This window comes from Azospirillum sp. SYSU D00513 (genome assembly GCF_017356015.1).
GTDB lineage: Bacteria > Pseudomonadota > Alphaproteobacteria > Azospirillales > Azospirillaceae > Azospirillum.
Map to the genome: position 1 here is coordinate 18,947 of NZ_JAFIQV010000046.1, position 21,195 is coordinate 40,141.

Genomic DNA, 21,195 nt, shown 5'->3' on the forward strand with positions numbered 1-21,195 from the left:
CCCGGTCAGGAGGGCTGGACGTGGAGCGTCACCGTGGCCTCCGCGCCGGGGCTGGCGTTCCGTATGGACAGGTCGGCGTGGAGCTGGGACGCCATGGACAGGACGATCTTCATGCCGAGCGAGCGGCTCTTCCGCAGGTCGAAATCCTCGGGAAGGCCGCGCCCATGGTCGCGCACCGTCACCTCGACCCGGCCGGGGGCGCTCCGCCGCAGGAGGATCCGGACCGAGCCCGCCACGCCATCGTCGTAGGCGTATTTCAGGGCGTTGGTGACCAGCTCGTTGACGATCATGCAGACGGCGACGGCCACGTCCATGTTCGCGGTGACCGGCACGGCCTCCAGCGACAGGGCGATCCCCTCGGGCGCCGACCTCTGAAGCTCGGCGACGAGGCCCTGGAGGAAGACCGCGAGGTCGATCTCGGAGACGCTGTCGGCGCGGTAGAGCCGCTCGTGCAGGGCGGCGATGCTGCGGATCCGGTAGCTCGTGTCCATCAGGGCGGCACGGGCCTGCGCGTCCTCGATGGAGTGCATCTGCAGGCTGATGATCGAGCTGATGATCTGGAGGTTGTTCTTGACCCGGTGGTTGACCTCCTTCACCAGCAGGTCCTGGCGCTCCAGCATCGTGCTCTTCTGCTTCAGCGCGAGGCGCAACTCCATCTGGCCCATCACCTGGCCGGCCAGCGCCTTCAGGGCGAAGCGCTGGTCCTGGTCGAGGTCGCGCGGCTGGTGGTCGAGGACGCAGAGCGTGCCGAGCGCCTGCCCCTCCGCTGTCTGGAGGAGATAGCCCGCGTAGAAGCGCAGGTTCGGCTCGCCGGAGACGAGCGGGTTGTCGCGCATGCGCGGGTCGTCGCGCAGGTCCGGGATCACCGTCAGGCCGGGCTGGAGCAGCAGGTGCCGGCAGATGGACAGGTCCAGCGGCATCTCCCGCACGCCGAGCCCGACCTCCGCCTTGAACCACTGGCGGCGCGTCTCGATGAAGTTGATCACCGCCATCGGCGCGCGGCAGACGCGGGAGACCAGTTCGGTCAGCTCGTCGAAGGCCTGTTCGCGCGGCGTGTCGAGGATCTCGTAGCGGTGTAGGGCCGCGATCCGGATCGGGTCGTCACAGGCGCCGAGGCTGTCTGCCGTCATGGGGTTGCCTTTGGGATTCCGGTGGTTTGCCGTCGAAAGGATTCAGGCGAAACGGATTGGGACGGCTCGTGGTTTCGGGATCGCCAGAGTGGACTTGAGCTTTTCCCATACGACGGTCCGTCCCCACCGGATCACAGATGCCTCCAAAGAACCGGCGTGCTGGGCGAAACGTTTTGGCTCGATACCTTATCTCTGGAGTTCCGCGTCGAAATTTCGTAGTTTGCCAGCTTGGGCGGCGCCATGGGACGGGCACCCGAGACCGGGTCCCGGAAGCCGCGCGGTGCGAAGGTTTTGCATGACGGAAACCCCGATCTGCCTTCATTGCGGAAAGCCGGTTTTGCCGGGAGAGCCCCGCTGGGCCGGTGACCCCCAGGAGCGGCCGTGGCATTACGGCTGCGCGGAGGCGGCAAGCCTGACCTGGAAGCCGGCAGGTCATCTGCTGTTCGGCGGTTCGCGCCCGGATGCTGAAAAGGGTGCTGAAAAAGCAGTGGACCAGGAGACCAAGGCGGCGGGATAGCGTTTCTTCCAGTCCTTTCCCGACCTGCCCATCCGGTAGAAGGCGGCGCGGAACTTACCCAATTCATAAAGGTTGCCCTTACATATGCTGCGGCGCAGCATATTTGTGGATGAGGCTGGCGGGATCGCGGACCTTCATGGTCGGGGCGATGCGCCGGTCCAGCCGTGATGAAAAAGGACGTTTCGCATGCTCCGACTGGGACAAACCGTCGCCAACCTCGCCCGCCACCGCCGCCAGTGGCAGAAGCAGATGCCGGGCCACATGCCGGGCGGCCTCGGCGGCGCGCCGGGAAGAGGGCAATCCGCCAGTGCATCGGGGCGGCGCTTCGCCGAGGTGGCGGATTTCGGGTCCAATCCCGGCAATCTGCGGATGCTGACCTATGTGCCGGACCGGGTCCAGGAGACGCCGGCGCTGGTGGTCGTGCTGCACGGCTGCAAGCAGACGGCGGCGGGCTACGCGGACGGGGTCGGCTGGCCGGCCATGGCGGATCAGCACGGCTTCATCCTGCTGATGCCGGAGCAGCGGCAGCAGAACAACGCGAACGGCTGCTTCAACTGGTTCGAGCCGGAGGACACGCGGCGGGATTCCGGCGAGTGCCTGTCCATCGCCCAGATGGTCCGCCGCATGGCGGCCGACCATGGCGTGGATGCCGACCGCGTCTACGTCACCGGCCTGTCGGCGGGCGGCGCCATGACCTCGGTCATGCTGGCAACCTATCCGGATCTGTTCGCCGGCGGCGCCATCGTGGCGGGGCTGCCCTTCGGGTCGGCGCGCAACGTCGCCGAGGCGTTCGAGGCGATGTTCCAGGTGCGCAACCACACCGGCCGGGAATGGGGCGATCTCGTGCGCTCCGCCTCCGGCCACAAGGGGCATTGGCCGCGCGTGTCGGTCTGGCAGGGCAGCGCCGACACCACGGTGCGGCCGGGCAACGCCGACGAGATCGTAAAGCAGTGGACCGACCTGCACGGGCTGCGCGCCGTCCCGACGCTGGAGCACCGGGTGGACGGCCAACTGCACCAGGTCTGGCGCGACAGCCGGGGTGAGGATGTGCTGGAGGTCTTCACCATCGCCGGCATGGCGCACGGTGCGCCGATCCTGCCGGGGACGGAGGAGGGGCAGGCCGGCACGGCCGGCGCCTTCATCCTCGACGCGGGCATCTCGTCGGCACACCACATCCTGGCCTTCTGGGGCCTGACGGACGCGGTGCCGGAGCGCGCGGCAAGGCCGCAGGCGGAAAAGCGCGAGGCGCCGGCCGCCGGTCCGTCCGTCTCCATGCCGTCCATGAATGACTTCGACCCGCAAGCCGTCATCACCAAGGCGCTGAAGGCCGCGGGATTGATGTAGTTTTTTTCCCTCAGACGCCGGGCGCGGCCGTCCGGCCGCTTGGCTTCGCGCGCATGTGCGCGCGGGCCGCAGTCGCGGCCTCCAATGGCCTGTGCCACAGGCCATTGGTTACAGGGCCATCCGGCCCTGGCCCTGGGAGCGCGAGGGGCGGGAAGCCCCTCGCACCGCCGTCAGGCGGCCTCGGTCAGCGCCAGCTGCGGGCGCCGGACCATCGACTTGATGGTGAAGGGCGCGCGCACGCCGCCGCTGAACAGTTCGGCGATCTCCAGCGCCTTCAGCACGCGCTCTTCCGGCGGCAGATGGGTGGTGGAGGCAAGCGAGCCCAGCGCATAGTCCGCGCCGCAGCCGATGGCCGCGAAGCCGCGCACGGCCTCGCCGACCTGATAGTCGGACTGAACCGAGAAGAGCCGCCCCTCGTAGCCGACCAGGAAGGTGCCGCCGGATTCCACGTCGTTGGAGCGGTGGGCGTAGCCGCCGTCCTTCAGGCAATGGCGCACGGCGTCCACGAAATCCACGACCATGTAGCGGTGGACGTCGGCGTTCGGCTCGCGCGCGGGGGGCTGGAGCCGGTAATGCAGGAGCTGCCCCATGCGGAAGGAGCTGGTGAAGCCGATCAGCATGTCGGCGTTCGTGAAGACCTTGGTGTCCGAACGCACGGTGATGTCGAGGCCGTTCACGCCGGCGCTGTCGCCGCCCATCCACACGCGGTCGCCGTCCACCAAGCCAACAATGCAGGTCATAACCGTCCTCATTCCGTGAGAGCGGCGTCAGGATCGGCTATTATGGTTAATAGATTCTTGCGGCGGGCTTGGGCCGAAGGAGGTATGCCGCTTCGGCAGGTGCCTTGCCGGCTGTGAGCGGCCCGCCGGGGGCGGATCAGTCCTTCGGCGGGGCGTGGTGGCGCTTGTGGCCCTGGACGTAGCGGGCCAGCGTGTCCGACAGCACCCCGCGCGGGATCATCGCCTCGATCAGCTGGAAGCGCCCGCGCGTCGCCCAGGCCCTGGCGAGCGCCTGCTTCAGCTCGGCCCTTGTCCGCACGCGCGTGCCGTCGCCGCCCAGCGCCGCGGCGGCATCGGCGAAGCGCCAGTCGTCCAGGTCGTTGAAGCCGGACTCCGGCTGGAAGGCACGCAGCATCTCCCAGCTCGCGTTGTTGAAGACGATCACGATGGGGTCGAGCCCGTAGCGGCGGCAGTTGCCCAACTCCCACCCCGTCATCTGGAAGGCGCCGTCGCCGACGAGGATCAGCACGCGCTTGCCGCCGCCCACGGCCTGGGCGCCGATCCCGGACGGCACGCCGAAGCCCATGCCCGCGTAATAGCCGGGCGCCATCAGCCCGGCGTCCATCATGTCCATGGCGGTGAAGAGGCAGTCGCCCATGTCCGACGCGATGAAGAGCGGGCCGTGCGCGGCGGACAGGTCGTTGACGCCGCGCGCGATGTCCATGGGCGCTATGGGCTGTTCGTCACCAGCGAGGCCCAGCGGCCAGCCGTGGCCCCGGCTATCGCCGGTCCGGCTGGAGGGCGGCAGCCGTTCCAGCAGCGCGTCCACCAGCCGGTCCAGCGGGATATCCGCGTAGCTGTGATAGCCCAGCGTGACGGCACGGTCGAAGGCGTGGATGGTCTTGCGCAGGTCGATCTTGCGCTGGGACACGGCGAAGTTGGTGTCGCTGAGGAGGACGCCCAGCAGGAACAGCCCGTCCGACTCCTCCACGAGACGGGTGAGGTCCGGGTCGCCGGCGATGCCGATGTAGGTGCCGAGCGGCGGGGTGGGGGCGGTCGCCAGCAGGCCGCGCCCCATGAAGCTGGTCACCACCGGCACGCCAAGCCGCTGCGCCAGCTCCGCCACCTTGGTCTCCAGCCCGTAGCGCCGGACCTCGACGCAGACCATCAGCACCGGGCTTTCCGCCGCGCGCAGCCGGGCCAGCACTTCGTCGGCGCAGGCGGCCAGCGCGTCCGCGTCCACCGGCCATTCCGGATCCGGGCCGACCGGCTCCACCCGTGCGGTCACCATGTTGCGGGGGATTTCCAGATAGACGGGGCGCGACAGGGCGCGGGCGGCACCCAGCACGCGGGCGATCTCCGCCGGCGCCTTGGCCGTGTCGTCGAGCCGGGCCTGGGCGACGGTGATCTCCCGGTAGATGCGGAACTGCGTGTCGAGCGTGCGTCCCTGGTGGTGCAGCAGCAGCCCGTTGTTCCCCTCCGCCGTGCCCGGTGCCCCGGAGATGACGACCACCGGCGACTTCTCCGCGTAGGCGCCGGCCACCGCGTTGACCATGTTGAGCGCGCCCGCCCCGTAGGTCACCGCCGCCACCCCCAGCGTGGAGCCGTGGCGCGCCGCCGCGTCGGCCGCGAAGCCCACGCCGGGCTCGTGGCTCAGCGTTACGAGCGGCAGGATCTTCGTCTCCTCCGCCACCTTGAAGAAGGGCAGGGCGAAATCGCCGGGAATCCCGAACACCGCCTCCGCCCCGCGGTCCTTCAACGCGTGCAGCAGCGCTTCCGCCAGTCTCATGCGCGTCCTCCGGGCTCATGCCTTTTGCGGAAGTCTACAGCGGGCGCATGGGGCCGGCATCGGCGCTTCCGCTCTATGGCTTTTCCGCCCGCCCGCACCATGCTATCGCTGCGGCCTGTTCCGCCGATCCCCGCACCATTCCGAGAGCGCCATGTCCGTCGCCGTCCGCTTCGCCCCCAGCCCGACCGGCCTCCTCCATGTCGGCAACATCCGCCTGGCGCTGGTGAACTGGCTGTTCGCGCGCAAGGAGGGCGGCAGCTTCCTGCTGCGCATGGACGATACGGACGAGGAACGGTCCAGGCCGGAATACGCCGAGGGGATCGAGCGCGACCTGCGCTGGCTGGGGCTGCACTGGGATCGTTTCGAACGCGAAAGCGACCGCTACCCGCGTTACGACGAGGCGACCGAGGCGCTGAAGGCGGCAGGGCGGCTCTACCCCTGCTACGAGACGCCTGAGGAGCTGAACCTAAAGCGCGCGAGCCTCGTGTCGCAGGGGCGCCCCCCGATCTACGACCGCGCGGCGCTACGGCTCACCGATGCCGACCGCGCGCGGCTGGAGCGGGAGGGGCGCAAGCCCCATTGGCGCTTCAAGCTGGAGCACAGCCCCGTGGACTGGACCGACCTCGTGCGCGGGCCGGTGCATTTCGAGGGGACCGCGCTGAGCGACCCGGTGCTGATCCGCGAGGATGGCCGGCCGCTCTACACCCTGACCAGCGTGGTGGACGACGCCGACTTCGCCATCACCCACGTGATCCGGGGCGAGGACCATGTCGCCAACACGGCGGTGCAGATCCAGATCTTCGAGGCGATGGGTGCGGCCGTGCCCGCCTTCGCCCATCTGCCGCTGCTGACCGACGCGGGCGGGCAGGGCCTGTCCAAGCGTCTCGGCAGCCTCAGCATCGCGTCCTTGCGCGAGGAGGAGGGGATCGAGCCGATGGCGCTGGCCAGCCTGCTCGCCAAGCTCGGCACCTCCGACGCCATCGAGCCGCGCCTGACGCTGGACGAGCTGGTCGCGGAGTTCGACATGGGCAAGATCGCCCGCGGCACGCCGAAGTTCGACCCGGAGGAGCTGGCGCGGCTGAACGCCCGCATCCTGCATCTGCTGCCCTTCGACCGGGTCCGGAACGATCTCGCCGCACTGGGGCTTGAGGGGGCGGACGAGGCCTTCTGGGAGGCGGTGCGGCCGAACCTGTCCCGCCTGTCCGAGGCGCGGGACTGGTGGGCCGTGACCCACGCGCCGGTGGCGCCGCTGGTCGAGGACCCGGACTTCGCGGCGCGCGCCGCCGCCCTGCTGCCGGCGGAGCCCTGGGACCTCTCCACCTGGGGCGCCTGGACGGGTGCGGTGAAGGCGGAGACGGGCCGCAAGGGGAAGGATCTGTTCCTGCCCTTGCGCCGCGCGCTCACCGGGCGCGATCATGGACCGGAACTGAAGAACCTGTTACCCCTCCTCGGCCGCGAGCGCGCCCTGAAGCGCCTCGCCGGCGAGACCGCGTAACAGACAGCCGCAAGACGCAGCCGTACAAAAGGGAGCCGTGGGCCGTGCCGCTCGAACTCTACAACACGCTGACCCGCCGCAAGGAGCGCTTCGAGCCGATGCGCCCGGACCATGTCGGCATGTATGTGTGCGGGCCCACGGTGTACGACACGGCCCACATCGGCAACGCGCGTCCGGTGGTGGTGTTCGACGTCCTGAACCGCGTGCTGCGCCGGCTGTACCCGTCGGTGACGTACGTGCGCAACATCACGGACGTGGATGACAAGATCATCGACCGCTCGCGGGATTCGGGCGAGCCGATCGAGGCGCTGACCGAGCGCACGACGCGCCTGTACCACGAGGACATGGACGCGCTGAACGCGCTGCGCCCGGACGTGGAGCCGCGCGCCACCCACCACATCGCCCACATGATCGGGCTGATCGGGACGCTGATCGACAAGGGCCACGCCTACGCGGCGGAGGGGCACGTCCTCTTCTCCGTCCCCTCGATGGGGGCGTACGGCCAGCTCTCCCGCCGGTCGCTCGACGAGATGATCGCCGGCGCGCGGGTGGAGGTCGCCCCCTACAAGCGCGATGCGTCCGACTTCGTGCTGTGGAAGCCGAGCGCCGAGGGCCAGCCCGGCTGGGACAGCCCCTGGGGCCGGGGACGGCCCGGCTGGCACATCGAATGCTCCGCCATGGCGAAGGAGCATCTCGGCGTCACTTTCGACATCCATGGCGGCGGGCTGGACCTGATCTTCCCGCACCATGAGAACGAGATCGCGCAGAGCCGCTGCGCCCATGACGGCGCCGACCTCGCCCGTTACTGGGTCCACAACGGCTTCGTGACGGTCGAAGGCGAGAAGATGTCCAAGTCGCTGGGCAACTTCTTCACCGTCCACGATCTGCTGGACGAGTATCCCGGCGAGGCCATCCGCCTGACGCTGATGAGCGCGCATTACCGCCAGCCGCTGGACTTCACGCGCGACGGGCTGAAGCAATCCAAGGCGACGCTCGACCGCTGGTACCAGGCCCTGCGCGGCGACCCGGCCCCGGCCGCCGCCGAACCCTCCGCCGAGCTGCTGGCGGCACTGGAGGACGACCTCAACACGCCGCTCGCCATCTCCCACCTGCACGAGCTGGCGACGGCGGTGAACAAGGCAGACGGCGATGCGGCGAAGGCCGCCGCCAAGGGGGCGCTGCTCGCCGCCGGCCAGGCTCTGGGGCTGCTGCTCCAGGAGCCGGAGGCCTGGTTCCGCTGGGCGCCGAAGGGTGCGGCGGAGCTGTCGGAAGACGCCATCCAGGGCCTCATCGACGCCCGGCTCGCCGCCCGCAAGGCAAAGAACTTCGCCGAGGCCGACCGCATCCGCAAGGAGCTGGCCGACCAGGGCATCATCCTGGAGGACGGCCCCCAGGGGACGACCTGGAAGCGGGGATAAACCCCCGCTCTGCTTACACCGCCGTAACTCACTGGCAGAAAAGAACTTATTCGTCATCCCCGCGAAAGCGGGGATCCAGAACTCCCCATCATTTGCTGTTTTGGCAAACGCTGGATCCCCGCTTTCGCGGGGATGACGGGTAAGGCGTGGTCTTCTTCAGCGATGCAGAAACGGGAAACGCGTGCAGTTCCGCATCCCGCAGCCCCGGAGGGGAGCGGGCGTTCAGGGACCTGCCTTGCGTGGATGTCCATCCCATGCCCTTCCAAATCCTCCGCGCCTGCTGTTAAAAGACGCGCGCGGGGCGCTCGCATTCAAGCGGGTGGCTCCGTTTTTCGCGCCCGTATTTCCGCGGGTTGCCTTGGAGGATCTTGGACATGATCTGGCTGGCCGCCTACATCGGCAGTGTACTCGCCATCAATTACGCCTTCAGCCTCGCGCCGCACCTGGACCTGATCTGGTCCTGCTGGGCTGGGCTGATCTACATCCTGCGCGACATGGTGCAGGTCCGCTACGGCCACTGGTCGCTTGCCGCGATGCTGGCCGGCACCGTGCTGTCCTACCTGCTGTCGGACCCCTTCGTGGCGACGGCCAGCGTCGCCGCCTTCGCGGTGTCGGAGCTGATCGACTGGGCGGTCTTCACCGTCACCCGCCGTCCCCTGCGGGACCGTCTGTGGATCAGCGCCGCGCTGTCGGTGCCGGTGGACACGGCGATCTTCTTCGGCATGCTCGGCATCTGGGAGCCGGCCGTCTGGGCCGCCAGCCTCGCGTCGAAGCTGGCCGGCGTCTCGGCGGTCTGGATCATGATGCGCGGACGCGCGCGGGGCACGGGCTCGGCGCTCGCCTGACGCTTGCCGGCCTGGCCCCGGGCAGGTTCGGGGTCAGGCCGCGTCTTCCAGCGCGGCCGCTTCCAGAAGGGCTTGCAGATGCTGCGGCAGCACCGGCTTCTGCAGCACGATCATGCCGTCGGCCTCGGCCTCGCGCAGTTCCTCGATGGTGCTGTCGCCCGTGATGACGAGGCCCGGCACGAAGCCGCCGGCCAGCCGGCGGATACGCGCGATGGCCTCTGGCCCGGTGCTCCCGTCGCGCAGCCGATAGGTGGCGAGCACGGCGTGAAGCGGCTCCCCGATGCCGGCCAGCCGGGCGACCGCCTCGCTTTCATCCGCGGCGGCAACGACGCGGTATCCCCACATGTCCAAGAGGATGTCCAAGGCCTGCACGACGGCCGTCTCGGCATCGATCACCAGGACGGGCTTCTTGCGAAGCGATCCCGGCGCCGCTGCTGCGGTCTTCTGTGTCACGTGACCCTTGTTCATGTCTCGCCTGACGTTGTTGAGGCAGGCCCAACGGCCCTGGGGGCCGGAGAAGCGGAGCCGTGATTAGCACAGCCTCGCCCTGGACCAAGGTGTTAACACTGTGTTTACCTCTTCTTCGTCAGGGAGCCCCGGCCAGGGGGACCCCCGCGAGCCGGCGGCACCCTGGGCCGGAATGCGACGCGTTCCGCCAAAGCCGTTGAGAAAGCGGACATGATCGTCCATTCTCCCGCCCTTCCCGGCAATCCTGTAACGTTTTGCCGGCAGTGTATGGCGAGAACAAAGTGATACGGGCGATGGCGGGGCGGCGATGACGGGCGAGCGCATCTATCTTTACGACACCACGCTGCGCGACGGCGCGCAGACCCAGGATGTGGACTTCTCCGTCGCCGACAAGATCGCCATCGCGGAGGAGCTGGACCGGCTCGGCGTCGATTACGTGGAGGGCGGCTGGCCCGGCGCGAACCCGACCGACGACCGTTTCTTCGCGGAGCCGCCCCGGCTGACCCGCGCGACCTTCACCGCCTTCGGCATGACCCGCCGGTCCGGCCGCAGCGCCGCCAACGACCCGCAGCTCGCCGCCCTGCTGCAAAGTTCCGCCAAGGCGGTCTGCCTCGTCGGCAAGAGCTGGGACTTCCACGTGGACATCGCGCTGGGCATCCCGCGCGAGGAGAACATTGTTCTGATCGCCGACAGCATCGCCGCCGCGCGGGCCGCCAAGGGCGAGGCGCTGTTCGACGCGGAGCATTTCTTCGACGGCTACAAGCGCAACCCGGCCTACGCCGTCGGCTGCCTGACCGCTGCTTATGAAGCCGGTGCCCGTTGGCTGGTGCTGTGCGACACCAACGGCGGCACACTGCCGCACGAGGTGGAGGAGATCGTCCGCCGGGTGATTCATGAGCACGGCATCCCCGGCGACCGGCTGGGCATCCACACCCACAACGACACGGAGAACGCCGTCGCCAACTCGCTCGCCGCCGTGCGGGCCGGCGCGCGCATGATCCAGGGCACCATCAACGGGCTGGGGGAGCGCTGCGGCAACGCCAACCTCGTCTCCCTCATCCCGACGCTGATGCTGAAGATGGGCTACGAGACCGGAATCCGGCGCGAGGATCTCGCGGGCCTCACCGACCTTAGCCGCCGCCTCGACGAGCGGCTGAACCGTCCGTCCAACCGCCACGCGCCCTATGTCGGCCACAGCGCCTTCGCCCACAAGGGCGGGCTGCACGTCTCCGCCGTGGAGAAGGACCCGTCCTCCTACGAGCATGTCCCGCCGGAATCCGTCGGCAACCGCCGCCAGATCGTCATGTCGGACCAGGCCGGCCGGTCGAACCTGATCGCCCGGCTGCGGGAGATCGGCATGGAGGTGGCCGGCGGCGACCCGCGCCTGCCGGGCCTGCTCGACCTCGTGAAACAGCGCGACACGGAGGGCTACGCCTACGACACCGCCGAGGCCAGCTTCGAGCTTCTGGTGCGCGGCCAGCTCGGCGAGGTGCCGCGCTTCTTCGAGCTGCTGCGGTTCCACGTCACCGACGAGCGCCGCTACAACGCGAACGGGGAGCTGGTGGTGGAGTCCGAGGCGGTCGTCCGCGTCCGCGTCGGCCAGGAGACCCGGCACGAGGTCGCCGCCGGCAACGGCCCCGTCCACGCGCTCGACCAGGCGATGCGCCGCGCGCTGGAACCGCTCTATCCGCCCTTGCGCGAGGTGGGGCTGGTGGACTACCGCGTGCGCATCCTGGCCGCGAAGGACGGCACCGGCGCCATGCCGCGCGTCCTGATCCGGTCGCAGAACGCCGACGGGACGGAATGGTCCACGCTCGGCGTCTCCACCAACATCATCGAGGCCTCCACCGAGGCGCTGGTGGACAGCTACACCTACAAGCTCCTGAAGGACGGGGCGGCGCCGCGCGGCTGAGGCGCGCCGTCCTCCACGCCGCCATCCCGCATTCCCGCTTGCACGACGGGGGCGGGGCAAGTAGTTGCTAGGCAACGAGTTCCAGCATCACGTGACGTCATGACCTCCGGCCAGAACCCCACGCGCCCCTCCATCCTCGGCGGCCCGACCGTCATCCTGGTGCATCCGCAGATGGGCGAGAACATCGGCGCCTGCGCGCGCGCCATGCTGAACTGCGGGCTGACGGAGCTGCGGCTGGTCAAGCCGCGCGACGGCTGGCCGAACGAGAAGGCGGTCGCCTCCGCGTCCGGCGCCGATATCGTGCTGGAGAACGTCAAGGTCTACGAGACGACGGCCGAGGCGGTCGGCGACCTGGAGGTGGTGTTCGCCACCACCGTGCGGTCCCGCGACATGATCCAGCGCTTCGTCACCCCGCGCGCGGCGGCGGAAGAGATGCGGGCGCACCACGACGCCGGCCACAAGGTGGGCGTGCTGTTCGGGCCGGAGCGTACGGGCCTCGTCAACGACGACCTGACCCTGGCCGAGACGCTGATCACCGTGCCGCTGAACCCGTCCTTCGCCTCGCTGAACCTCGCCCAGGCGGTGCTGCTGATCAGCTACGAATGGTTTCAGACGGGGGAGATCCCGCCGGACCGCTTCCTGCACACCGGCGCCACCCGCCCCGCCACCAAGGCGGAGCTGTTCAACCTGTTCGACCATCTGGAAAGCCAGCTCGACCGCACGGGCTTCTTCACGTCCGAGGAAAAGCGCCCCTCCATGGTGCGCACCCTGCGCAACGCGCTGGAACGCATGCAGATGACCGAGCAGGAGGTCCGCACCTTCCACGGCGTCATCGCCGCGCTCGCTGGCCGCCGCAAGAACGACCCCTGACGGGGTGGCCTCCAGGGCGCCTGGAGGCTCTTGCTTCACTTCGCGGCCTTGGCCGTCTTTCCCTTGCCCGTCTTCCCCGTGTAGGCGATCCGCCAGACCGAGCCCATGGTGTCGGCGACCAGCAGGCTGCCGTCCTTGGCGACGGCGAGGCCGGAGGGGCGGCCCCAGACGACCGGCTTGCCGCCTTCCTTGGTGCCGACCAGGAAGCCGGCGGCGAAGACCTCGTGGCCGCCCTCGGGCTTGCCGCCCTTGAAGGGCACGAAGACGACGCTGAACCCCACCGGCTCCGACCGGCTGGCGGAGCCGTGCAGGGTCACGAAGGCGCCGTCTTTGTAGCGTTGCGGGAAGTTGGTGCGGTCGGCGAAGGCCATGCCGATGGGCGCCGAATGGGCCTGGAACAGCACGTCCGGCGTCAGGGTCTTCGCCACGAGGTCCGGCCGCTTGCCGGCGAATTCCGGCTGTTCCCTGGGGCCGAGATAGGCGTAGGGCCAGCCGTAGAAGCCGCCGGGCTGTACCCTGGTGAAGAAGTCGGGCACCAGCTCGTCGCCCAGCTGGTTGCGCTCGTTGACCACGGCGTAGAGATCGTCGGTGTCCGGCCGGACGGCCATGGTCACGGGGTTGCGCAGGCCGTCGGCGAAGGTCTTCTGGCCGGAGCCGTCGGCGGCGAATTCCTGGATCGTGGCGCGCGGCGGCGGCTCCTCCGCCAGATCCTTGACCGAGCCGATCCCGACGAAGAGCCGCTTGCCGTCGCGGGAGAAGGCGAGGGTGCGGGTGTGGTGGCCCCCCTTGGGGCCGAAGGCTTCGCCCGGCACGATGCGTTCGCGCGGGCCGGCAGCACTGGTGCCACCGGTGCGCCAGGGCAGGCGCCACACCCCCTGCACGTCGCCCACATAGACCCCGCCCATCGCGAAGGCGAGGCCGAAGGGCTTCTCGAAGCCGCTGGCCCATGTCTCCATGACCTCCGCCGACCCGTCGCCGTCGGCGTCGCGCAGCAGGGTCAGCGTGCCGGGGTTCGGCTGGGCGACCAGCACGTCGCCGTCCGGCAGGACCAGCAGGTTGCGGGCGTTCTCCACCCCGTCGCGGAAGGGCGTGGCCGCGAAGCCGTCGGGCACGCGCAGGGGGACCGCCGGGCGCGCGGTGCCGGTCGGCGTGTTGTCCGGCGGCTCCGCCGGGACGGGGGCGGGCAGCTCATCCACGCGGATGTGGATCTTGTCTCCGACCGTCTGTCCCGCCTCTTGCGCCAAGGCGGGAACGGTGGTCGTTGCGGCGAAAAGGGCGATGACGACGAGAAGGCTGCGGGCCGTCATGAATCGACGGTTTCCGCCGGAACGGGGCATAGTTCGTTTGACATGGGCTCGCGGATCCTTATAGTGCGCCGCTCCAACTCCTGGGAATGCGTGCGTGCGTTGGTTTTAACGCACCGTCCACGGCAAGGTTTCGCGCCGTGGAACTACCGGGACAATATCAACTCGACATGGCATCGAGGATCGAATGAGCAAGCGTCAAGAGTCCAAGTACAAGATCGACCGCCGCCTCGGCGTAAACCTCTGGGGCCGTGCCAAGAGCCCGGTCAACAAGCGCGAGTATGGCCCCGGCCAGCATGGTCAGCGCCGCAAGAAGCCGTCCGACTACGGCCTGCAGCTGATGGCCAAGCAGAAGCTGAAGGGCTACTACGGCAACATCGGCGAGAAGCAGTTCCGCCGCATCTACGCCGAGGCCGTCCGCCGCAAGGGCGACACCGGCGAGAACCTGATCGGCCTGCTGGAGCGCCGTCTGGACGCCGTGGTCTACCGCATGAAGTTCGCGCCGACCCCGTTCGCCGCGCGCCAGATCATCAACCACGGCCACATCCTGGTCAACGGCCGCCGCCTGAACATCGCTTCGGCGCAGGTCAAGGACGGCGACACCGTCGAGGTGCGCGCCAAGTCCAAGCAGATGGCCCTCATCCTCGAGGCCGCCGCCTCGGGTGAGCGCGACATCCCCGACTACCTGGAAGTCGACGGCGGCGCCCTGAAGGGCCGCTTCGTCCGCGCTCCCCTGCTGGCCGACGTCCCGTACCCGGTCCAGATGGAACCGAACCTGGTCATCGAGTTCTACTCGCGCTAACCGGTTCGGCGACAGCCGGAACGAAAAAGCCGCGCTCCCCGGAGCGTGGCTTTTTTTATTTGGGCAGTGGACTCCTTCGAATACCGGGCACTGCCCTCGTTCAGAACGTCATCCCCGCGAAAGCGGGGATCCAGAAGTACGCGTACCGAACGCTTTGGAAGAGTCCTGGACCCCCGCTTTCGCGGGGGTGACGACTAAGTGGCTGTTTTCCAAAGAAGAAATGTTGTGCCTGCTGTTGCCAGCCCCCTCACGCCCGCTCCAGCTTCGCGCGTTCGGCGCGGCGGGTGGTCAGCGCGTCGGCGGAGTAGAGGGCCAGCGCCACCCAGATGCAGCCGAAGGCGATGGCGTGGGCCTGGGTGAAGGTCTCGCCATAGACCAGGACGCCCAGCATGAGCTGGCCGGTCGGGACCATGTATTGGAGGAGGCCGATGGTGGCGAGCCTCAGCCGCTTGGCGCCGACCACGAACAGCAGCAGCGGCACGGCGGTCACCGGGCCGGACAGGAAGAGCATCAGGTCGTGGCCGATGCCGTGCATCGCGAAGGACCCGTCCGGGCCAAGCCACAGCAGATAGCCGAGCGCGAGCGGCAGCAGAAGGCCGGTCTCCACCAGCATGCCGGGCAGGGGATCGATGGTCACCTTCTTGCGCAGAAGCCCGTAGATGCCGAAGGTGACGGCGAGCGTCAGCGCCACCCAGGGTACGACGTCCTGCTGCACGACCAGGCTCATCACGCCCAGCGCCGCGATCAGCACCGCGCCGGACTGGCGCCAGGACAGGCTCTCCTTCAGGAAGGCCACGCCCAGAAGCACGTTCACCAGCGGGTTGATGTAGTAGCCGAGGCTTGCCTGGACCATCTGGTTGTTGACCGTGGCCCAGATGAAGATGCTCCAGTTCGTGGAGATCAGGGCCGTGGTCACGGCCAGCAGCCCCAGCCGCCGCCAGGTGCCGATGCTGCGCACGAAGCCGGCCAGGCCGGGGCGGACGACCACCACCGCACCCACCAGCAGCACGGTCCAGACCACCCGGTGCGCGACGATCTCCAGCGGCCCGACGCCGTGGAGCGATTTGAAATAGACCGGGGCGATGAGGCCCCAGATCACGAAGGCGACGAAGGAGGCCAGGAAGCCCGTCCGGACGGAGCGGGCTTGGGCCTGAGCGGCCGTCGGGGCCGTGTCCGGCGCAGAGGCAGGGGCAGGGGCGGGGGCGGGCGTGGTCGTCATTCGATCCGTTTAACACGCGGATCGAATCCGCGTACGCCCGCCGTCCCTCATGCCCGTCCTGCATCCGGAACATGCCCCGGCGGCATGCCCAATCACATGCCGCCGCCGGACCCGCCCGAAGCGCCACCGCCCATGGAGCCGCCTCCGAGGGAGCCGGAGCCGGTGGACCCGCCGCCGAGCCCCGTTCCGCCGGTGATCCCGCTGCCGCCCCCGGTCGAGCCGCCGACGCCCGTGCTGCCCGGCGAGGTGGAGCCGGGGCCAAGGCCGGGGGTGGAGGGCGCCCGGCCGGGCGTGCCGACGGTCGAACTGCCGGACTGGTTCCCGGCGCCGCCGGCCCCGGACCCGCCGCCGCCGATGCCGCCCTCACGCGCGGCGGCGCGGGCTTCGCGCAAATTCTGCACGCAACGGTCGCCGTCACCGTCCCGGGCGGCGGCGCGGGCCTCGTCGAGCAGGCGGCGCAGCCGGTCCTTCTCCTCGCCCTCCAGACGGGCGCCTTGCTTGCCGCCGGCGAGTTGCTGCTGCGACTCGGTCTCCGGCTTCAGCAGCGTGGCGGAGAAGCGTTCCGTCTCGTTCATGCAGGCCTCGGCGCGCGACTGCGCCAGGGCGGGCAGGCTGGACAGCATGGCCGCACCGAGCAGCGAGCCACCCAGCAGCGTCAGGCGCCAGCTCATGGCAGGCGCCCCCGGTCCAGCGTGCCGCGGTCGGCCCGGTCGATGTCCTCGGCCAGCGGACCCTCCATCGGCGCCCCGGCCTTTTCCGTGCGCGTGGCCGGGAAGGGCGCGGACTGGTTCTGCGCGGATTGGGTCTGGTCGACATGCGGTGCGGCGTTGGCGTCGCGCATGGAGGCGGCGGCGCCGGCGAGGCCGCTGCCCGTGCTGGTGTCGGTCATGGTGTCGTTGCGCCACTGGGCGGAGCGCTCGGACAGGTCGACGCGGCCGGTCGGCTCCAGAATGCCGGTCGCCCGGCTCACCGCCTCGTCGGAGGCGAGCGAGGCGGTCAGCAGCGTGCCGCCGCGGCGCAGCCCCTCGGCGTACTGGTGCGCTTCCGCCTCCGGCATGCCCCAGCCGATCATGGTCGCCACGACCGCGCCATGGCCGTCCATGGAGCCGCCGAAGCCGCCGTCGCTGTGCAGGTCGAGGTCGGTTTCGTCGAAGCCGGCGGCGAGAAGGCTCTGGCGGGCGGCCTCGGCCTGGGCGGCGCTGTCATAGAGCGCCACGATGGTCTTGCGCATGGTCCGTCCTCCTCACACGATCCAGGTGAGGACGATCAGCAGCACGACGATCGCCGCCACCACCGCCAGAACGGTCTTCGACTGGGAGCGCTGCGTGCCGGCTCCCTCATACACGCCCATCTTGCGCGGGCCGTTGTCACTTGCCATCACGCCACCCCTTGGTTGCGATTGAGTTGTCAAGGCAACAGGGTGTGTGCGCGGGAGGTTCCGGAAACGAAAAAGGCCCCGCCGAAGCGGAGCCCTTTCCAGGAAGGCGATAGAGACGCGGATCAGGCGGTGGCGCCGGTCGCGATACCCTTTTCCTTCAGGAGCGTTTCCAGCTCGCCCGTCTCGTACATCTCGCGGACGATGTCGCAGCCGCCGACCAGTTCGCCCTTCACGTAGAGCTGCGGGAAGGTCGGCCAGTTCGAATATTCCTTCAGGCCCTGGCGCAGGCCGGCATCCTGGAGGATGTCCACGCCCTTGAACTTCACGCCGACGTGGCTCAGCACGCCGACGACGGCGGCGGAGAAGCCGCACTGCGGGAACACGGGCGAACCCTTCATGTAGAGCACGACGTCGTTGTTATCGATGTCCTGCTTGATCTGATCGACGACGGTCTGGTCCATGGTTCTCTCAAGCCTCGGTCATGGAGTGCACAGGCACTCGGGTGGTTTGCAGTGCGGAAGCACGCGAGGGGTCACGCGGGATTACGCGTTGTCCGGAACGGTGGTGGTCAGCATCAGGGCGTGGAGCTGTCCGCCCATCTTGCCCTGAAGGGCGGCGTAGACCATCTGGTGCTGCTGCACGCGCGACTTGCCCTTGAAGGCGGCGGAGACGACGGTGGCGGCGTAATGGTCGCCGTCGCCGCGGAGGTCCTGGATGGTCACCTCCGCGCCGGGAAGCCCTTCCTTGATCATCCGTTCGATCTCGCTGGCATCCATCGCCATGCTCGTCACCCCATTCCGTCTTGGCCCAAGCCCTTCGCGGGCGTTGCCACCATAATTAGGCGGCCCGGCGGCGTTTGTCATCGGGGAAGCGCGGGCGGTTTCCCGCGACACAGCCTTGCGCGCAAAGAAGAAGGGCCGGGCGAAACCCTCCGCCCGGCCCTTCGTCCCTAACGCGCCATCCGGTGACCGGCGGTCACTTGGCCTCGGCCGTCATGTAGCCCGGCAGCCAGGCCTCGTTGGCCTTGCGCAGCCGCTCGATGGAGATGATCTCCGGCCCGCGGGCGCTCAACGCCGTTCCGTTGGTCTTGCCGATGACGGAGACGGGGACGCCGGCCGCCTTGGCCCGCTCCTGCACCGCCGTGGCGTGCTCCGGCCGGACGGCCAGGACGTAGCGGCCCTGGTCCTCGCCGAACAGCTCGCCGGCGTCGGCCTTGTCGAGACCGGCGAGGTTGGCGCCGATGCCGCCGGCCATCGCCATCTCGGCCACCGTGATCAGCAGGCCGCCGTCGGCGATGTCGTGGCTGGAGGCGACCAGCCCGTCGCGGATGACGCCGCGCACGAACTCGCCGTTGCGGCGCTCCACGGCGAGGTCCACCGGCGGAGGCGGACCCTCCTCGCGGCCGAGGATCTCGCGCAGGTAGAGCGACTGGCCGAGATGGCGGCCCGGCTCGCCGACCAGCAGGATCGTGTCGCCCTCGTTGCGGAAGGCGATGCCCACGGCCAGCATGGCGTCCGGCAGGCTGCCCACCGCGCCGATGGCCGGGGTCGGCAGGATGGCCTCGCCGTTGGTCTCGTTGTAGAGCGAGACGTTGCCCGACACGACCGGGAAGTCGAGCGCCCGGCAGGCGTCCGACATGCCCTGGATGGCCCCGACGAACTGGCCCATGATCCGCGGCTTTTCCGGGTTGCCGAAGTTCATGTTGTCGGTGATGGCGAGCGGCAGCGCGCCCACGGCCGACAGGTTGCGGTAGGCCTCGGCCACGGCCTGGGCACCGCCGCGCACCGGGTCGGCGAGGCAGTAGCGCGGGGACACGTCGGTGGTGATGGCGACGGCCTTCTTCTGGCCGGGCAGCCGCACCACGGCGGCGTCGGCCTGGCCCGACATGAAGCGGGTGTCGCCGCCGACGAGGCTGTCATACTGCTCCCAGATCCAGCGCTTGGAGGCCTGGTCGGGGCAGGAGACGAGCTTTTCGAGGATGTCGCCGAGCGTGCCGCTGGCCGGCAGCAGGCGGACGTCGTCCTCCAGCTCCGGCTGGGCCGGGGTCGGCTCCCACGGGCGCTGGTACATGGGCGCTGCGTTGGAGACCGGGGCGATCGGCATGTCGCACCAGGTCTGGCCGTGCATCTTGATCACGAGGCGGCCGGTGTCGGTCAGGTGGCCGATCACGGCGAAGTCCAGCTCCCACTTGTCGAAGATGGCGCGCGCCACCTCCTCCCGGCCGGGCTTCAGGATGATCAGCATGCGCTCCTGGCTCTCGGACAGCATGATCTCGTAGGGAGTCATGCCCTCCTCGCGCATCGGCACGTCGTCGAGCACCATCTCCATGCCGAGGCCGCCCTTGCCGGCCATCTCGACCGACGAGGAGGTCAGGCCGGCCGCACCCATGTCCTGGATGGCGACGATGGCGTCGGTCGCCATCAGCTCCAGGCAGGCCTCGATCAGCAGCTTCTCGGTGAAGGGGTCGCCGACCTGCACGGTCGGGCGCTTCTCCTCCGAATCCTCGGTGAACTCGGCCGACGCCATGGTGGCGCCATGGATGCCGTCGCGGCCCGTCTTGGAGCCGACATAGACCACCGGGTTGCCGACGCCGGCCGCCGCCGAATAGAAGATCCGGTCGGTCTTGGCCACACCCACGGTCATCGCGTTGACCAGGATGTTGCCGTTGTAGGCGCGGTGGAAGTTCGTCTCGCCGCCGACCGTCGGCACGCCGACGCAGTTGCCGTAGCCGCCGATGCCGGCGACCACGCCCGACACCAGGTGGCGGGTCTTGGGATGGTCGGGCGAGCCGAAGCGCAGCGCGTTCATGTTGGCGATGGGCCGGGCGCCCATGGTGAACACGTCGCGCAGGATGCCGCCCACGCCCGTCGCCGCGCCCTGGTAGGGTTCGATGTAGGACGGGTGGTTGTGGCTCTCCATCTTGAAGATGATGGCGTCGCCGTCACCGAAATCGACCACGCCGGCGTTCTCGCCGGGGCCGCAGATGACCTGCGGGCCGGTGGTCGGCAGCTGCATTAGCCAGTGCTTGGACGACTTGTAGGAGCAGTGCTCCGACCACATCACCGAGATGATGCCGAGTTCGGTGAAGGTCGGGGTGCGGCCCAGCAGCTCGAGGGCGAGATTGTACTCGGCCTCCGTCATGCCGTGCTCGCGGGCGAGTTCCAGTGTGACTTCGGGCTGGTTCTGGCTCACGACAGGGCCTCCACAAGGCCTTCGAACATGGGCTTGCCGTCGGTGTTGCCGTGCAGGCTCTCCACGGCGTCCTCCGGGTGCGGCATGAGGCCGAGGACGGTCCTCGTCGCGTTGAAGATGCCGGCGATGTTGCCGACCGACCCGTTGGGGTTCCACAAGGGATCGTCCTTGCCGTCGCCGTCGACGTAGCGGAAGGCCACGTGGCCCTCGCCGTCGAGCCGCTTCACGGTCTCGGTGTCGGTCCAGTAGTTGCCGTCGCCGTGCGCCACCGGGTAGCGGACGATCTGCCCCTTGCGGTACTTCGCCGTGAAGGCGCTGTCGGTGTTCTCGACGCGCAGATGCACGGTGCGGCAGACGAACTTCAGCGCGGCGTTGCGCATCAGGGCGCCGGGCAGCAGCCCGGCTTCCGTGATGATCTGGAAGCCGTTGCAGATGCCGAGCACCCGCACGCCCTGGTCGGCGCGCGCCTTCACCTCGCGCATGATCGGCGAATGCGCCGCCATGGCGCCGGAGCGCAGGTAATCGCCATAGGAAAAGCCGCCCGGGACGAGGATCAGATCGACCTTGGGCAGTTCGGTGTCACGGTGCCAAACCAGATGCGGCTTGGTCCCGCTGGCGGCCTCCAGCGCCGCGACGGCGTCGCGTTCGCGGTTGGAGCCGGGAAATACGATGACGGCAGCCTTCATTGGGCTCGATGCGTCCGGCGTCGGTGGCAGGGAAGATTCGAGCCGGACACTAAAGGCGCAATGCCGCCAAAGCAAGGGTGTGCGGGCGCGCGGCCCCGCGCCCAGCC

Annotated in this window: 21 protein-coding genes; 8 read left to right on the top strand and 13 right to left on the bottom strand. The window is 69.2% G+C overall.

Annotation, left to right across the window (positions count from 1 at the left end; translation table 11 throughout):
- Positions 1-5 precede the first annotated feature (5 nt).
- Positions 6-1,130: a histidine kinase dimerization/phosphoacceptor domain -containing protein gene (locus JUB11_RS26295; RefSeq protein WP_207461761.1), complete on the bottom strand. Its 1,125-nt coding sequence runs from the start codon at positions 1,128-1,130 to the stop codon at positions 6-8.
- 295 nt (positions 1,131-1,425) lie between these two features.
- Between JUB11_RS26295 and JUB11_RS26300 the strand changes: the two genes are divergently transcribed.
- Together JUB11_RS26300 and JUB11_RS26305 are read left to right on the top strand one after the other, a co-directional pair.
- Complete coding sequence (locus JUB11_RS26300) at positions 1,426-1,647, top strand: hypothetical protein (protein WP_207461762.1); 222 nt, start codon at positions 1,426-1,428, stop codon at positions 1,645-1,647.
- A gap of 186 nt (positions 1,648-1,833) precedes the next feature.
- Complete coding sequence (locus JUB11_RS26305) at positions 1,834-2,991, top strand: PHB depolymerase family esterase (RefSeq protein WP_207461763.1); 1,158 nt, start codon at positions 1,834-1,836, stop codon at positions 2,989-2,991.
- Between the two features lie 170 nt (positions 2,992-3,161).
- Here the strand turns inward: JUB11_RS26305 and JUB11_RS26310 are convergent, their stop codons facing one another.
- Together JUB11_RS26310 and ipdC are read right to left on the bottom strand one after the other, a co-directional pair.
- Complete coding sequence (locus tag JUB11_RS26310) at positions 3,162-3,731, bottom strand: hypothetical protein (RefSeq protein ID WP_207461764.1); 570 nt, start codon at positions 3,729-3,731, stop codon at positions 3,162-3,164.
- Positions 3,732-3,867: 136 nt separating this feature from the next.
- Entirely contained in the window at positions 3,868-5,499 is a 1,632-nt protein-coding gene (gene ipdC, locus JUB11_RS26315; protein ID WP_207461765.1) for an indolepyruvate/phenylpyruvate decarboxylase, read from the bottom strand.
- 151 nt (positions 5,500-5,650) lie between these two features.
- On the opposite strand from ipdC, the gene gltX reads away from it, so the two are divergent.
- The 3 genes from gltX to JUB11_RS26330 all read left to right on the top strand — a co-directional run bounded on the left by gltX (position 5,651) and on the right by JUB11_RS26330 (position 9,257).
- Complete coding sequence (gene gltX / locus JUB11_RS26320) at positions 5,651-6,994, top strand: glutamate--tRNA ligase (RefSeq protein WP_207461766.1); 1,344 nt, start codon at positions 5,651-5,653, stop codon at positions 6,992-6,994.
- Between the two features lie 44 nt (positions 6,995-7,038).
- Complete coding sequence (gene cysS, locus JUB11_RS26325) at positions 7,039-8,412, top strand: cysteine--tRNA ligase (RefSeq protein WP_207461767.1); 1,374 nt, start codon at positions 7,039-7,041, stop codon at positions 8,410-8,412.
- Between the two features lie 374 nt (positions 8,413-8,786).
- The gene (locus tag JUB11_RS26330) at positions 8,787-9,257 is read left to right on the top strand and encodes a preQ0 transporter (RefSeq protein ID WP_207461768.1); all 471 of its coding nucleotides are present in this window, start codon (positions 8,787-8,789) and stop codon (positions 9,255-9,257) included.
- Between the two features lie 33 nt (positions 9,258-9,290).
- On the opposite strand, the gene JUB11_RS26335 is transcribed toward JUB11_RS26330, so the two are convergent.
- Positions 9,291-9,710 (bottom strand): response regulator, encoded by a 420-nt coding sequence (locus tag JUB11_RS26335; RefSeq protein WP_207461769.1) that lies wholly within the window; start codon positions 9,708-9,710, stop codon positions 9,291-9,293.
- A gap of 322 nt (positions 9,711-10,032) precedes the next feature.
- On the opposite strand from JUB11_RS26335, the gene cimA reads away from it, so the two are divergent.
- Positions 10,033-11,637, top strand: a complete 1,605-nt coding sequence (gene cimA, locus JUB11_RS26340) for a citramalate synthase (protein WP_207461770.1) — start codon at positions 10,033-10,035, stop codon at positions 11,635-11,637.
- 99 nt (positions 11,638-11,736) lie between these two features.
- Positions 11,737-12,507, top strand: coding sequence for an RNA methyltransferase (locus tag JUB11_RS26345; protein ID WP_207461771.1), 771 nt, complete (start codon positions 11,737-11,739; stop codon positions 12,505-12,507).
- A 35-nt stretch (positions 12,508-12,542) separates the two neighbouring features.
- On the opposite strand, the gene JUB11_RS26350 is transcribed toward JUB11_RS26345, so the two are convergent.
- On the bottom strand, positions 12,543-13,814 hold the full coding sequence (locus tag JUB11_RS26350; protein WP_207461772.1) for a PQQ-dependent sugar dehydrogenase: 1,272 nt from the start codon (positions 13,812-13,814) through the stop codon (positions 12,543-12,545).
- 184 nt (positions 13,815-13,998) lie between these two features.
- Between JUB11_RS26350 and rpsD the strand changes: the two genes are divergently transcribed.
- Positions 13,999-14,613, top strand: a complete 615-nt coding sequence (rpsD, locus tag JUB11_RS26355) for a 30S ribosomal protein S4 (RefSeq protein WP_207461773.1) — start codon at positions 13,999-14,001, stop codon at positions 14,611-14,613.
- 247 nt (positions 14,614-14,860) lie between these two features.
- On the opposite strand, the gene rarD is transcribed toward rpsD, so the two are convergent.
- The 8 genes from rarD to purQ all read right to left on the bottom strand — a co-directional run bounded on the left by rarD (position 14,861) and on the right by purQ (position 21,088).
- Positions 14,861-15,832, bottom strand: coding sequence for an EamA family transporter RarD (gene rarD, locus JUB11_RS26360; protein ID WP_207461774.1), 972 nt, complete (start codon positions 15,830-15,832; stop codon positions 14,861-14,863).
- Between the two features lie 92 nt (positions 15,833-15,924).
- Positions 15,925-16,503, bottom strand: coding sequence for a hypothetical protein (locus JUB11_RS26365; RefSeq protein WP_207461775.1), 579 nt, complete (start codon positions 16,501-16,503; stop codon positions 15,925-15,927).
- A complete protein-coding gene (locus tag JUB11_RS26370; RefSeq protein ID WP_207461776.1) occupies positions 16,500-17,063 on the bottom strand; it encodes a hypothetical protein in 564 nt (187 codons plus the stop codon). The genes JUB11_RS26365 and JUB11_RS26370 overlap by 4 nt, the downstream gene beginning before the upstream one ends.
- 12 nt (positions 17,064-17,075) lie before the next feature.
- A complete protein-coding gene (locus tag JUB11_RS33310) occupies positions 17,076-17,210 on the bottom strand; it encodes a hypothetical protein (RefSeq protein WP_282189175.1) in 135 nt (44 codons plus the stop codon).
- Between the two features lie 122 nt (positions 17,211-17,332).
- Entirely contained in the window at positions 17,333-17,671 is a 339-nt protein-coding gene (gene grxD / locus JUB11_RS26375; protein ID WP_207461777.1) for a Grx4 family monothiol glutaredoxin, read from the bottom strand.
- An 81-nt stretch (positions 17,672-17,752) separates the two neighbouring features.
- Positions 17,753-17,992: a BolA family transcriptional regulator gene (locus JUB11_RS26380; RefSeq protein WP_207461778.1), complete on the bottom strand. Its 240-nt coding sequence runs from the start codon at positions 17,990-17,992 to the stop codon at positions 17,753-17,755.
- A gap of 193 nt (positions 17,993-18,185) precedes the next feature.
- Complete coding sequence (purL, locus tag JUB11_RS26385; protein WP_348771511.1) at positions 18,186-20,402, bottom strand: phosphoribosylformylglycinamidine synthase subunit PurL; 2,217 nt, start codon at positions 20,400-20,402, stop codon at positions 18,186-18,188.
- A complete protein-coding gene (gene purQ, locus JUB11_RS26390) occupies positions 20,399-21,088 on the bottom strand; it encodes a phosphoribosylformylglycinamidine synthase subunit PurQ (RefSeq protein ID WP_207461779.1) in 690 nt (229 codons plus the stop codon). The genes purL and purQ overlap by 4 nt, the downstream gene beginning before the upstream one ends.
- Positions 21,089-21,195: the final 107 nt, after the last annotated feature.

Bases quoted from the DNA above. Each gene is read 5' to 3' on its own strand.
- JUB11_RS26295 (WP_207461761.1), bottom strand. From the start codon at position 1,130: ATGACGGCAGACAGCCTCGGCGCCTGTGACGACCCGATCCGGATCGCG.
- JUB11_RS26380 (WP_207461778.1), bottom strand. From the start codon at position 17,992: ATGGCGATGGATGCCAGCGAGATCGAACGGATGATCAAGGAAGGGCTT.
- ipdC (WP_207461765.1), bottom strand. From the start codon at position 5,499: ATGAGACTGGCGGAAGCGCTGCTGCACGCGTTGAAGGACCGCGGGGCG.
- JUB11_RS26370 (WP_207461776.1), bottom strand. From the start codon at position 17,063: ATGCGCAAGACCATCGTGGCGCTCTATGACAGCGCCGCCCAGGCCGAG.
- rpsD (WP_207461773.1), top strand. From the start codon at position 13,999: ATGAGCAAGCGTCAAGAGTCCAAGTACAAGATCGACCGCCGCCTCGGC.
- JUB11_RS26330 (WP_207461768.1), top strand. From the start codon at position 8,787: ATGATCTGGCTGGCCGCCTACATCGGCAGTGTACTCGCCATCAATTAC.
- grxD (WP_207461777.1), bottom strand. From the start codon at position 17,671: ATGGACCAGACCGTCGTCGATCAGATCAAGCAGGACATCGATAACAAC.
- cimA (WP_207461770.1), top strand. From the start codon at position 10,033: ATGACGGGCGAGCGCATCTATCTTTACGACACCACGCTGCGCGACGGC.
- JUB11_RS26350 (WP_207461772.1), bottom strand. From the start codon at position 13,814: ATGACGGCCCGCAGCCTTCTCGTCGTCATCGCCCTTTTCGCCGCAACG.
- JUB11_RS26305 (WP_207461763.1), top strand. From the start codon at position 1,834: ATGCTCCGACTGGGACAAACCGTCGCCAACCTCGCCCGCCACCGCCGC.
- gltX (WP_207461766.1), top strand. From the start codon at position 5,651: ATGTCCGTCGCCGTCCGCTTCGCCCCCAGCCCGACCGGCCTCCTCCAT.
- rarD (WP_207461774.1), bottom strand. From the start codon at position 15,832: ATGACGACCACGCCCGCCCCCGCCCCTGCCCCTGCCTCTGCGCCGGAC.
- JUB11_RS26310 (WP_207461764.1), bottom strand. From the start codon at position 3,731: ATGACCTGCATTGTTGGCTTGGTGGACGGCGACCGCGTGTGGATGGGC.
- JUB11_RS33310 (WP_282189175.1), bottom strand. From the start codon at position 17,210: ATGGCAAGTGACAACGGCCCGCGCAAGATGGGCGTGTATGAGGGAGCC.
- JUB11_RS26345 (WP_207461771.1), top strand. From the start codon at position 11,737: ATGACCTCCGGCCAGAACCCCACGCGCCCCTCCATCCTCGGCGGCCCG.
- JUB11_RS26300 (WP_207461762.1), top strand. From the start codon at position 1,426: ATGACGGAAACCCCGATCTGCCTTCATTGCGGAAAGCCGGTTTTGCCG.
- JUB11_RS26365 (WP_207461775.1), bottom strand. From the start codon at position 16,503: ATGAGCTGGCGCCTGACGCTGCTGGGTGGCTCGCTGCTCGGTGCGGCC.
- purQ (WP_207461779.1), bottom strand. From the start codon at position 21,088: ATGAAGGCTGCCGTCATCGTATTTCCCGGCTCCAACCGCGAACGCGAC.